General features: G+C 63.2%; 12 protein-coding genes. 4 read left to right on the top strand and 8 right to left on the bottom strand.

Annotated elements, in window-relative coordinates; all coding sequences use genetic code 11:
- The first annotated feature begins 217 nt into the window (after nt 1–217).
- Together SB753_RS19495 and SB753_RS19490 are read left to right on the top strand one after the other, a co-directional pair.
- Nucleotides 218–1,411: an MFS transporter gene (locus SB753_RS19495; protein ID WP_087754760.1), complete on the top strand. Its 1,194-nt coding sequence runs from the start codon at nt 218–220 to the stop codon at nt 1,409–1,411.
- Nucleotides 1,412–1,579: 168 nt separating this feature from the next.
- Complete coding sequence (locus SB753_RS19490) at nt 1,580–2,131, top strand: single-stranded DNA-binding protein (RefSeq protein ID WP_410801391.1); 552 nt, start codon at nt 1,580–1,582, stop codon at nt 2,129–2,131.
- Between the two features lie 66 nt (nt 2,132–2,197).
- Here the strand turns inward: SB753_RS19490 and SB753_RS19485 are convergent, their stop codons facing one another.
- A complete protein-coding gene (locus SB753_RS19485; protein WP_087754758.1) occupies nt 2,198–2,998 on the bottom strand; it encodes a hypothetical protein in 801 nt (266 codons plus the stop codon).
- Between the two features lie 305 nt (nt 2,999–3,303).
- Between SB753_RS19485 and SB753_RS19480 the strand changes: the two genes are divergently transcribed.
- Nucleotides 3,304–4,956, top strand: a complete 1,653-nt coding sequence (locus SB753_RS19480) for a methyl-accepting chemotaxis protein (protein WP_087754757.1) — start codon at nt 3,304–3,306, stop codon at nt 4,954–4,956.
- A 173-nt stretch (nt 4,957–5,129) separates the two neighbouring features.
- Here the strand turns inward: SB753_RS19480 and SB753_RS19475 are convergent, their stop codons facing one another.
- The 7 genes from SB753_RS19475 to SB753_RS19445 all read right to left on the bottom strand — a co-directional run bounded on the left by SB753_RS19475 (nt 5,130) and on the right by SB753_RS19445 (nt 11,710).
- Nucleotides 5,130–5,939, bottom strand: coding sequence for a c-type cytochrome (locus SB753_RS19475; protein WP_410801389.1), 810 nt, complete (start codon nt 5,937–5,939; stop codon nt 5,130–5,132).
- Entirely contained in the window at nt 5,936–7,561 is a 1,626-nt protein-coding gene (locus SB753_RS19470) for a b(o/a)3-type cytochrome-c oxidase subunit 1 (RefSeq protein ID WP_410801387.1), read from the bottom strand. Before SB753_RS19470 ends, SB753_RS19475 begins: the two co-directional genes overlap by 4 nt.
- Nucleotides 7,548–8,129, bottom strand: coding sequence for a cytochrome C oxidase subunit II (locus tag SB753_RS19465; RefSeq protein WP_087754754.1), 582 nt, complete (start codon nt 8,127–8,129; stop codon nt 7,548–7,550). Before SB753_RS19465 ends, SB753_RS19470 begins: the two co-directional genes overlap by 14 nt.
- A 2-nt stretch (nt 8,130–8,131) precedes the next feature.
- Entirely contained in the window at nt 8,132–8,308 is a 177-nt protein-coding gene (locus SB753_RS19460) for a hypothetical protein (RefSeq protein ID WP_020066944.1), read from the bottom strand.
- Between the two features lie 30 nt (nt 8,309–8,338).
- Complete coding sequence (locus SB753_RS19455) at nt 8,339–9,673, bottom strand: c-type cytochrome (RefSeq protein ID WP_088173161.1); 1,335 nt, start codon at nt 9,671–9,673, stop codon at nt 8,339–8,341.
- Entirely contained in the window at nt 9,670–10,371 is a 702-nt protein-coding gene (locus SB753_RS19450; RefSeq protein ID WP_392392913.1) for a c-type cytochrome, read from the bottom strand. Before SB753_RS19450 ends, SB753_RS19455 begins: the two co-directional genes overlap by 4 nt.
- A 451-nt stretch (nt 10,372–10,822) precedes the next feature.
- Nucleotides 10,823–11,710 (bottom strand): LysR family transcriptional regulator, encoded by an 888-nt coding sequence (locus SB753_RS19445; RefSeq protein ID WP_410801385.1) that lies wholly within the window; start codon nt 11,708–11,710, stop codon nt 10,823–10,825.
- 94 nt (nt 11,711–11,804) lie between these two features.
- Here SB753_RS19445 and SB753_RS19440 point away from each other — a divergent pair.
- The coding region (locus SB753_RS19440) for an MFS transporter (RefSeq protein WP_410801383.1) at nt 11,805–12,583 on the top strand (779 nt) is incomplete at its 3' end.

Below are 12,583 nucleotides of genomic sequence, written 5' to 3'. Positions count from 1 at the left end.
GGCAAGTACAAGGCGCCGCGAAGCGCGCCGCGGCCGCAAAGGCGCGAGAGCCGAAGGGTCAGGAGTGCGGTCAGCGCGGAGCGGGAACGCTGCAGGCTGCCCGGTTGGCTCGAGCGGCAGTGCCGCACCGTCTGCAGGCCGTCCCATGGAAAGCCGTCCGGTCGTGGCGCCCCGGTGCCCCCGGTGCGTCAGCCAGCTCATTCAAAGAACGCTTCCGATGTCCAATCCGTCTGCCACCTCTTCACGCATGAGCGCGCCTGAACTGCGCGCGACCGTGTCGCTTGCCGCCATCTTCGCGCTGCGCATGCTCGGGCTCTTCATGATCATGCCGGTGTTCTCGATCTACGCGAAGACCATTCCCGGCGGCGAAAACGTGCTGCTCGTCGGCATCGCGCTGGGCGCTTACGGCGTGACGCAGTCCATGCTCTACATTTTCTACGGCTGGGTCTCCGACAAGATCGGCCGCAAGCCGGTCATTGCTGCGGGCCTGCTGATCTTCGCGCTCGGCAGCTTTGTCGCGGCGGGCGCGCACGACATGACGTGGATTATCGTCGGCCGGGTGATTCAAGGCATGGGCGCGGTGTCGTCCGCGGTGATTGCCTTCATCGCCGATCTGACTGCCGAAGAGCACCGCACGAAGGCGATGGCCATGGTCGGCGGCAGCATCGGCATTTCCTTTGCGGTGGCGATTGTCGGCGCGCCGATCGTTTTCCATTGGGTCGGCATGAGCGGTCTTTTCACGCTGGTGGGCGTCTTCTCGATTCTCGCCGTCGGCGTGGTGCTGTGGGTCGTGCCCGATGCGCCGAAGCCCGTGCATGTGCGGGCGCCGTTCGCCGAAGTGCTGCACAACGTCGAGCTGCTGCGTTTGAACTTCGGCGTGCTCGTGCTGCACGCCACGCAGACGGCGTTGTTCCTCGTCGTGCCGCGCATTCTCGAAGCCGGCGGCCTGCCGGTCGCATCGCACTGGAAAGTGTATTTGCCGGTCATGGGCTTGTCGTTCGTGATGATGGTGCCCGCGATCATCGCCGCTGAAAAGCGCGGCAAGATGAAGATCGTACTGCTCTCGGCCATCGCTCTTATCCTGATCGGACAGTTGTTATTGGGCGTGGCTCCGCATACGATTCTGAGTGTGGCGGCCATCCTTTTTGTGTACTTTCTGGGCTTCAACATTCTCGAGGCGTCGCAGCCTTCGCTGGTGTCGAAACTGGCGCCGGGCAACCGCAAGGGCGCGGCAGCCGGCGTGTACAACACCACGCAGTCCATCGGTCTTGCGCTGGGTGGCATGATCGGCGGCTGGTTGCTCAAAGCGGACGGTCAGAGCGCGGTCTTCTTTACTTGCTCGGGGCTCGTCTTTTGCTGGCTTATAATCGCCGCAAAGATGAAACAGCCGCCGCGTAAAGCGTCCTCGTGACACGCGCGGAACACTCGCAGAACATACGCGGCGACTCGGGCGTGTCCCGGCATCACCCAGAACTCACCCGGCGGCGGGCAGAGGCACACTTTTGATCTCGGGCCGGTCAGGCGTGAGAGGCGAACTGTGTTGCCGGGCCGCCCGAAATGGAATCAACAGGAGAAACTCATGGCATCCGTGAACAAGGTCATTCTCGTCGGCAATCTCGGAGCCGATCCGGAAGTCCGTTATCTTCCGAGCGGCGACGCAGTGGCGAATATCCGCCTTGCAACGACGGATCGGTACAAGGACAAGGCGTCCGGTGAAATGAAGGAAGCGACCGAATGGCACCGCGTGTCGTTCTTCGGCCGCCTCGCCGAGATCGTCTCCGAATACCTGAAGAAGGGCTCGTCGGTTTACCTCGAAGGGCGCATTCGCACCCGTAAGTGGCAGGCACAGGACGGCACCGACCGTTACTCGACGGAAATCGTCGCCGAGCAGATGCAAATGTTGGGCGGTCGTGGCGGCTCCATGGGCGGCGGCGACGAAGGCGGCTACAGCCGTGGCGAGCCGTCGGAGCGCAGCGGTGGCGGCGGTGGCGGCGGTGGCGGCGGCCGTGCTATGTCGGGTGGCGGTTCGCGCGGCGGCAGCGGTGGCGGCGCGAGCGGTGGTGGCTCCAGCCGTCCGAGCGCACCGGCCGGCGGCGGCTTTGACGAGATGGATGACGATATTCCGTTCTGACCACCCGTACCACAAAACCAGCAAAAAACCCCGCTTCCTCAGCGGGGTTTTTCTTTTCAGCAGTCGCTATCGCCTCAAATGCTCCAGCGCATCGCGCATCGGCAAGCTGGAGATCATGATCGGCCCGGTGAGCGGCGTATCAAGATCGACGATTACATAGATCGCCGACGCAATCGACACAGCCCCAAGCGAGATTGTCACGAGCGCCAGCGCATTGCGAGGCGCGATGAGCCCGAAGCTCAGAAATATCACGCACAGCCAGAACGTCAGCGTCTTGAGGAAGGGCTGCGAGATGGAGCTGTGCGCTTCCTCGATAATCTTCCAGCGCGCATCCACCACGCGGCGAAATTGAGTCAGGCCGTCGTCGAGCGCGTGCTGTTGCAGCGGATCACGCGCGCGCAACTGCCGCAATTGCCGGCCTACCGACGTCAGCATTTCGCCGAGCCGCACGTTTTCCAGCTTCTGCGAGTTGTCCGGCGAGCCGAGGTGGGTGGGGTAGTCGCCCGTAGGAGCCGGTTCGTTCGGCCACGTCGATGCAATTGCCGCGGCCGTGTAGACGCGCAAGAGGTTGCGCGCCGGTTCGGTGTCGCTGCCGTAATCCCTCAACGTCGTGTCCAGTTCGATGATGTCGGCGGCAAAGGTGCGCAAGTCATTTGACGCCGTGTCGAAGCTGGATTTCGCCGACGCGGTCATCAAACCAAGCACCAGTGCGGCAAACGTCACGAGCATGCCGATCACCAGTTGCACGAGTTGCACGGTCTCGTGTGCCTTGTGCTCCTCGGGCAGGAGCGGGCGCACCCACACGCCGATGCCGGTGGTCGCGAGCAGGAGAATGAAAACCACCAGAGCCGAGCCTATTTCAGACATAGAAGTGCTCCTATGACATTTGCATCGACTGCCATCCGGCTTAGGTAGGACGCCTGAAACTCGGCAGTCCCGCTATCGCCGGCGTTCGGGCGGCTTCGCGCCGCTTGTAATTTGATGTGACGCAAAAGCGTACGCCATCCACCATAAAGTTTTTAGCGATTCAGCCGTAGTCCCTATCTGTGGCATTCGCTTAATTTTTGACAAAAACGGTTGCGGACCATGCCGAATGGGCTGGGCGCAGCATGCATGGCCGACGCGTATTTCACTGAACATTCGGTCAGGCGGCCCAAATGGAGACTAGCCCGATGCTGAAAAATCTGTCGATTCGCAGTTGCCTTACCCTGATGATCGCGTTCTTTGCCGCCGCCCTGCTGCTGGGCGCTGCAGCCGGGCTTCTGTCGCTGCGCTCGAGCAACGCGTCCCTGCAACAGATGTACACCGTGGACACGCCCGCCGTCGCCGATCTCGAAGGCAGCGCCGGCCAGCTGTTGCGTCTGCGCCTCGCACTGGCCACTTATGCGTCGCTCGTCGATCTCAACGACCAGGACGGCGCAAACGCTGTGCTCAAGCGTTTTGATCAGTACCAGAAAGCATCGAATGAACGGCTTGCCCACTATGTGAGCCGCGCGAGCGCCGAGGCCGACGAGCAGCGCCTCATCAAGGATATGCAGGACAAGCGCGACACGTTCCTTCGCGAGGGTGTCGAGCCGGCGTTGGCCGCACTCAAGGCGGGCGACCGCACCGCGTTCCAGCAACTGCAGGCGAAGAAGCTGCCGTCTCTGTACAGTTCGTTCGAAAAGGCGATGCTCGCGCTCGAACAGTTGCAGCTCGACCACGCCGAACAGCGCTATCAGAGCGCACAGGCCCTCTTTTACGCGATCTGCGTAACGGTGGCGATCGGCATCGGCATCTCGCTGCTTGGTTCGTTGCTCGGTCGCGCGGTGCTGGTGCGCGCAATCGTGAGTCCGGTCGATGCCACCATCGCCCAGTTCCAGCGGATCGCCAATGGCGACCTGACCGGGCAGATTGTTGTCACGAGCAGCAACGAAATGGGCCGCCTCGCCGCCGCGCTGCGCAAGATGCAGGAGTCGCTGATCGCGACCGTGAATTCGGTGCGTCAAGGCACCGAATCGATCGACAGCGGCGTAAGCGAAATCGCCGCGGGCAATACGGATCTGTCACAACGTACCGAAGAACAGGCGGCGTCGCTGGAAGAAACGGCGGCGAGCATCGAGCAGCTCACGTCGACGGTGAAACAGACCGCGGACAACGCGAAGCAGGCGAGTTCGCTTGCGCAGGGCGCGTCGACGCTCGCCGCTCAGGGCGGCGAATTGACCGAGCAGGTGGTAGGCACGATGCACGAGATCGTCGACGACTCGCGGCGCATTGCGGATATCGTCGGCGTGATCGAAGGGATCGCATTTCAGACGAACATCCTCGCGCTGAACGCTGCGGTCGAGGCGGCGCGCGCCGGCGAGCAGGGCCGCGGCTTTGCGGTCGTCGCGAGCGAAGTGCGTTCGCTGGCCCAGCGAAGCGCCGCGGCCGCGAAGGAAATCAAGGCGTTGATCGAAGCGTCGACTACGCGCGTCGAGAACGGCTCACAACTGGTCGAGCGGTCCGGCTCGACGATGACCGAAATCGTCCAGGCCATTTCGCGAGTCAGCTCGATCATGGGCGAGATCGCCGCAGCCGCGACCGAGCAGAGCACCGGCATCGACCAGGTCAATCTGGCCGTCGCGCAAATGGACGAGGTCACGCAGCAGAACGCCGCGCTGGTCGAACAAGCCGCGGCCGCGGCAAGCTCGCTGGAGGAGCAGGCGAGAAGGCTCACATCGGCCGTGGCAGTGTTCCAGACGGAAGGCGGTTCGTCGTCGCGGGGCCTGGCCGGCTCGCGCAACGGTCAGAGCGCTGCAACGAAACGTGCAGCGAACGGCGCGGACGAACTGGTGGTTGCTTGATACATGCGCGGGCGGCGTTGCGTTAGGTTCGTGGCGCGTGTAGTTAGGCGGCAGCGCGCTGCATCTCACCGCGGGGCCGGGGGCGTCGCGCCCTGCCCAGAGCATCGCACTTTACGGTCGCGCGCCCCAGCGAACCACAGTGCACCGCAACGCACGCGCCCAAATCATTCGCTCTACTGCATACCCGCGTAGTACTTCGCGACACTATCAATCTCCGCCGATGTCATGTGCCGCGTGACATTGCGCATCTGCTCGTTGATGTCGTTGCGGCGTGCGCCAGAAGCAAATGCTCGCATCTGCGCCGCAAGGTAAATCGACGACTGGCCGCCAAGCCACGGCGCCGACCCCTTGCGATCCAGTTGCCCGTGACATGCCGCACATGGCGCAATGTTGCGCTGCGGATCGCCCTGCATGGCCAGCCGCACTGCGTTCGCATCGGGCGTGCTGCCGGTGGGCGCAACTTCCGCGGCGGGACCGCGTGGCAGCGACGCGTAGTAAGCCGCGAGATCGTGCAGGTCCTGATCGCTGCGAGCGGCGACGATCGGCTGCATTACCGCGTTCTGCCGCACGCCTTGTTGATAATCGCGCAACTCCTTGTAGACGGCGTCCGCATATTGACCGGCCAGCGCGGGCGCCGTGACCTGCACCGTACCGAGCACGCCGTGACACATCGAGCATTTCTGCGTGGCGAGGGTTGCTCCGCGCCCGATCGAATCGGCGTCGGCCCGCACGCGACGCAGCGGCGGCAGCACGACCACGTCGCTCGGTGCCCGGCCTGCAATGTTGGTACCGCTGTACCAGCTCGACGGCGCGCCCGCAGCGCTGCAGATCGTCGCCCATAAGCTGCGGTTCGCGAATGCGCTATTCGCCGAAGGCAGCCAGATGAAACCTATCAGCAACGACACGATGGCCAGCGCGAGCGTGCCGGCCACGCTTACCGTGAACCACGGATTTCGCAAGCTGAAGACGCGTTCCTGATTCATCGCTGTGCTCCAACCACCACCGCGGGCACGGACGTTTGCGGCAGCTTGAGCAATTGGACGATGGGCACGCTGTAGTTGACGACGGTCAGGCCGATCATCAACGCGACCCACAAGCCGAAGCTATTGAGCGCGGCGGGCACGCGTTCGACCGGATGCACCGCGCTCGCGAAACGGAAGCCTTGCTGCGGAACCGCCGGCCCGAACTGCGACTTCGCCAGAATGTAGATGAAGAGCGCGCCCGATATGGCGAGAACCACTCCGCCGACCGCCGACATGCTGACCCAGAACGCCTGCGATTCGAGGCCCGGCATCTTGTAGTCATAGTAAGCCATGCGGCGCGGCGCGCCGAGCAGGCCGACGTAATGCCACGGCAGCGTGACCACCAGCATGCCGATGAACCACAGCCACAGTTGCGTGCGCACCAGCTTCATCGACACGATTGCGCGGCCGGTGAGTTGCGGCCACAGTTCATACGCGATCGCGAAATACATGATGACGATTGCGCCGCCGAAGATCAGATGGAAGTGTCCGGTCACCCACTGCGTGTTGTGCACGGTGGTATTCAACTGATAGCTCATGTTGATCAGACCGCCGGCGCCGCCGAGCCCCAGCATCATGAACGAAAACGCGACGACGAGCATCATCGGGTTCTGCCAGGGCAATGCGGTGAGCCAGCCGAACGCACCCTTACCGCCGCGCAGCCTGCCGGCAATTTCCACCGACGCGCAAATCGTGAACACCGTCAGCAGCGTGGGCACAGAGACCATCCCTGTGAACACTGCGTGCAGGAACTTGAAACCGGAGCCGATCTGCGGATCGGCAAACAGGTGGTGGATGCCGATCGGCATAGCGAAAACGAGGAACAGGATGAACGATACGCGCGCCATCGAATCGCTATAGAGCCGCCCGCCGATGGCTCGCGGCACGAGCGTGTAGTACGCGATATAGGCGGGAATCAGCCAGAAGTAGACGATGGCATGCAGCGTCCACGAGAACAGGACACGTGACAGGCCTGCGTCGATCGTATTCTTGAGGCCAAACGCAACCGGCAGAATCTGAAGCAGGATTTCGAGCGCCGCGCCGACGGCCGTCCATGCCCATAGATATGCGCCGGCGACATTGGCGAACATCGCGAGCGGTACCGGCTTTCCGGGGTTCGCGCGCCGCCATATGGCGAGGTTCACGTGCATCAACGCGACCCAGATCCACGAGCCGACTACCACTAGCACCACGCCGAGATAATAGAAGGGACTGCCGATCATCGGCGGATAGAACGTGTAGAGCACCGAGGCCTTGCCGAGTGCGACGGGCACCATCGCCATCACCGCGCCGACCGCCAGCATGATGAAGGCGGCCCATGCCCACTTCAGGCCCGCGAGGCGCTGCGCGAGCGCAAGCTCGACGATTGCGTAGCCAAAGCCCATCGACACCAGAGTCGGCATCACGTAGGCCATCACTGAACCGTGGGCGGTGACTGAGCGGTAGTACAGCTCGGGGTCGCCGATCCACGGCGCGAGTGGACTGCGCACGAGCATCTGCCAGGCGCCGAGAAACAGCGCGACGATAAACGCGATAAAGGCGAGCCAGAAATGCGCGAGAACGAGTCGCTTAGCGTGAAACACAGCTCAGCCTCCGTGATTGTCGGGCCTGCTCGAAGAAGGCGGCTTTGTCGATCACTTTCACATGCGCCCACATGGCCTGATGGCCGAAGCCGCAGAACTCGTGACAGGGCATGGTGTGATCGGCGGGCGCGTCGAAGCGCGTGTTCAACGTGGCCACGTAGCCGGGCACGACCATCGTGTTGATATTGGTGTTGGTGACGAGCAGACCGTGCACGACGTCCGCGCTGGTGGTTCGGATCGTGATCGGAGTGTCGGCGGGCACGAGCAGGCATTGCGGTGTGAACGAGTACTGCTGCGCGATGAAACGCACGACCACGGAGCCGTCCGGCTCGACCGCGCTGCCCAGATTGTCTTCGACGAATTCGCCCGACAGTTGCAGACGGGACGGGTCGATCGTTTCCACACGCGATGGCGGCATCATCGCCCAGTGGAGCCCCGAGTACACGATCACGGCCAGCATCAGCACGATCAGCGCGCCGACGAAGATCGCCCAGCGGCGCTCGGCGCGTAGCGCGACGGTGTGGCCGCTGCCCGGTTGGTGTTGGGAGTCGGGGGAATGAGTGGACATGATCAGTGCACGACGCCGCGCGGCAGAAACACGAGGAAGTAGAAGCCGAACCAGATCGCCATGACGATCAGCGTGGCCACGCCTGCGACGGCGATCGCACCATGCGGACCCGCGACGACCACGCGTTCTACTTCGTCGTCGGTGGGAGGGAGCGCGGCGCGCGTATCGTTCGCTTCCATCTGGGGCTTCTCCTGTTGCCGGTGCGGCGGCTAGTGCAGCGGCGCGTTGCGCAGTTCGTTGACATCGCGGGCGGTGACCGGCGTCCCATGATTGCCCCACGCTGTACGGATATAGGTAATGACGGCGGCCGCGTCGGTGTCGTTCAGTTCCTGCGCGAAAGGCGGCATACCGTAGGGCTCGGGATTACGCTTCGTGCCAGGCGGGAAGCCGCCGTTCAGCACGATGCGGATGGGATTGACCGCGGAGTTCATTTCGATCGACTGGTTGCCCGCGAGCGGCGGATAGTGCTGCAACTGTCCTTCGCCTTTTGCGCCATGACACAGTGCGCACTTGTCGGCGTAGATCTTTTCACCGAGCGCGAACACGTTGGTGCCGGTCGGCGCTGTCGGCCCGGACTTGCGGCCGCGATTGTCCGGCAACGTCTTCAGGTACACCGCCATTGCCTTGACGTCTTCGTCGGTCATGTATTGAAGGCTGTGATAAGTGACTTCGGCCATTGGGCCGTACACAGCGCCGCGATCGGAAATGCCCGCTTGCAACAGGTCGACGATGTCCTTGATGCTCCAGTCGCCGAGTCCGCCGTCCTTGTCGGAAGTGAGCGACGGCGCGTACCAGTTCTGCACCGGAATCAGCCCGCCGGCAAATTGCTCGCTTTGTGAAGAGCCGCCGAGCATGTTGATCTTCGTGTGGCACATCGTGCAGTGCCCGAGCCCTTCAACGAGATACGCGCCGCGATTCCATTCGACGGAGCGGGTCGGATCAGGCTTGAATTCGCCTTCGCGGAAGTACAGCGTGCGCCAGCCGTACAGCAATTTGCGCTGATTGAACGGGAAGCGCAGCGTGTGCTTGCGATTCGGCGTGCGCACTGGCTCGACCGATTTCAGGAAAGCGAAGATCGCGTTCGAGTCTTCACGCGTGACCTTCGTGTACTGCGCAATCGGCATGGCGGGATAGAGCAGCTTGCCCTCGGGCGTGATGCCGGTGCGCATCATCCGGAAGAAGGCGTCCTCGCTCCAAGTGCCGATGCCGTACTGCGCATCTGGCGTGATGTTCGGCGAGTAGAGCGTGCCGAACGGCGTGTCCATCGCGAGGCCCCCGGCGAACAGCCTGCCGCGCGGTGCGGTGTGGCAGGCCACGCAGTCGCCCGCGCGCGCAAGATATTCGCCGCGCTTGACGATGTCCGTGCGGTTGTCGACGGAGGTATTGGCCTTGGCTTCAGTGGTGCTGTCGGCGGCGCGAGCTTCGGTGACAAGCGAGTGCAGTGGCGCGCTGCCGGTCACCAGTGCTGCGGCGGCAACCAGTGGCAGGAGCGAGCGGTGCAACTTACGTGAGAGCACGCGCAGCGAACGAAGTGTCGTTTTCATTGCGGTTGGCTCCCGCATGCGAGAGGCAAGCGCTCCGCAGACGCCGGCACGGGCCGCGGGTCGGCTGGACGCGGCTGCCGCGCGAGCCAGGTCGAGACGGCGGTGATGTCCTTGTCGGTCAGCTTGACGGCGATTGACCGCATGCAATCCGGCGCGAGCGCGTGACGTGTGCCGGAGCGCCAGGTTCCCATCTGCCCGGCTATGTAGCTCGCATGCAAACCGAGCAGTCCGGGAATGCCAGGTTGCTGCCCCGTCATGCGCGCTCCATGACATGCGATGCACGCGGGAATCTTGCGCGCCGGGTCGCCCTGCATGACGAGTCGCTGGCCCGCGGCGAGCACGGCGGGCGCGACGTTCGATTGATCGGCATTCGGGTAGGGCGGCTGCAAATCGGCGAAGTACTGGCTGATCTTGCGCAGATAGTCGTCGGGAAGAAACGCGACCAGATAACCCATCGGCGGATAGGTGCGGCCGCCGTCGCGAAACGCTGTTAGCTGATTGAACAGATACTCGGCCGGTTTGCCGGCGATGCGCGGGAAGTAATCGTTGTTGAGGCCCTGGCCCTGCACGCCATGACAGGAGGTGCAGGCGCGCACGCGTTCGTCCATGGCCGAGGGCATGGGGCCGGGCGCGCTGGTAGCCGCGAGCGCCGCGCCGTTCCATAAGACGTAAAGCACGAACAGAAGCGCAAATCCCATAGCTCTACGATGCACGTCGGGCCTCGCTGGGGAACGTTTTTTTGTCGATCTGCTTCGCCCGCATTGACGGCTGGATTCGCTTCCAGCCTGGTTCGCCATGCTCAGCGGGTCTACCTTTTTTCTCTATCGCGACAGCGCAAACGGCAATGAAAGGGCACTTATTGTGGATGGCGAAACGTCGGTTCGCCGCTGCGATTCAATGGCTCGTCAAAGAACGCGTTGACACACGTAAGCGCGAAGGACGGCAGCTTTCCCGTTGCTGCATCGACACGTTGATGTCCGACTGCATATGTCAGACTGCAGCAATCCATTCGGAGCGTCAATGACGAAACAATAAGGCTGGCTGACTTCGTCTCTGATCATCATAGGCGGCGTTCAGAACGCTTTCAACACTTCTATTCACGCCGCATGCAAATGGACGTTAGCGCGCGAATGTGATGGTCTGATGTGCTCAATTGAAGAGTCTCATCAACGCGGTGCGCGCATTGGTCACACGTTCGCTCTCGCCGATCCGCCCGGGCAGCAAATGAAACTCGACGGCGGGTAATGCGGGTAGGCCAATGCCAGGCGGGCATGCGACCACACCTGCTCCAATCGACGATTCGTTCAGGCACGAGATGCCGAGTCCAGCCTTCAACGCGAGTTGCAATCCGGCTACGCCCGAGGCGGAATGCGACACGACATAAGACACCTTGTTTTCGTCGAGCAGCTTCACGACGAAGCGCTGCAACTGGCAACTCGAGGGCAACAGCACCAGTTGATACGGCGCGACCGGTCGCGGGCTCGCATCCGATGCGCTTGCCCACAGCAATTTCTCGCGGCGCACGACGGTGCTCTGCGCGCTGCTGCGCCCGCTCGACGCGCGAGAGTTGCCCGTGACGAGCCGCAACGAGAGGCCGATGTCGAACGATGCGTCGTCGCCGGCGCTGCTGTCGATCACGGCGCTCGGCAGCACGGTGACATGCAGCTTCAGACGCGGGTGCTGCTCGGAGAACGTCTTGAGGATGCGAGCGATGTCGTGCGGACGGTAGTAGTCGGTAATCGCGATGCGCAGTTCGCCATCGAGCGAACGACCTTGGAGGTCTTCGAACGCCGCTTCGCTCATCGCGATGATGCGAAGCGCGTGCTCCAGCAGGCGGCTGCCCGCGGGAGTCGCGCTCACGCCCTGCTTGCTGCGCACGAAGAGCGGCTGGCCTGCGCGCTCCTCGAGTTTTTTCAACTGCTCGCTCACCGACGATTGCGACAGGAACACGCGCTCCGCGCCTGCCGAGACGCTGCCCGATTCAGCGACGGCGACGAAGGTCCGTAGTTGCGTGAGGTCGAATCCGCGCTGGCTCATGTTTCGTTATTCCCGATGGATGGCATCTGTATTTCCGGCTTTTCCGATAGAAGGCGTCGCCGTAGCATACCTCCGAATTCATTGCGGAGGAAACATGGAAAACGCACTACGGGCAGGCGGCCAGATAACGGGCGGCCTAGGGGCGAGCCACCGGTGGAAGGTATTGGGCGTGGGCTTTGCCGCCAACGCGAGCTTTTCGGCCGCATTCTCGGGTGTTCCGACCACGGCGGTTTACTTGCGCTCGGGTTATCACCTCGGCAATGAAGGGCTCGGGCTTGTGCTGGGCATGCTCGGCCTGGGCATCGCGGTGAGCGAACTGCCGTGGGGACTCTTGACGGACCGGTGGGGCGACCGTCGCGTGCTGCTGCTGGGTCTGCTTTCCACCGCCGCGGCGCTGGCCGGCCTGGCGTTGTTCGCGGCACCGTCCGGGTCGCATGTGCCTCGCGTGACGACGCTTGCGCTCGGGCTGTTGCTCGTGGGTCTGCTCGGCGGCAGCGTCAACGGTTCGAGCGGCCGCGCGGTCATGGCGTGGTTTCGCGAGGGCGAGCGCGGACTGGCCATGAGCATTCGCCAGACGGCTGTCCCCGCAGGTGGAGGACTCGGCGCGCTGTTGCTGCCGGCGCTTGCAACGAGATTCGGTTTCGTGAGTGTTTATGCGTTGCTGGCGCTGAGTTGCGCGATAACCGCGGCATTGGCATGGCGCTGGTTGCATGAGCCGACGTATGTGGAGAATGGCGATGTGCGCGCGGCGTATGTCGGCGGTGGGCATGGGGCGAATGGGGAGGGCGGTGTGGGCGGTGTGGGTGGTGTGGGTGGTGTGGGTGGTGTGGGTGGTGTGGGTGGTGTGGGTGGTGTGGGTGGTGTGGGTGGTGT

This window comes from Paraburkholderia sp. SIMBA_053 (assembly GCF_046534895.1).
Classification (GTDB): domain Bacteria; phylum Pseudomonadota; class Gammaproteobacteria; order Burkholderiales; family Burkholderiaceae; genus Paraburkholderia; species Paraburkholderia caledonica.
Note: the sequence above shows the minus strand (reverse complement) of the source record. Positions and strands in the feature narration are given on the sequence as shown.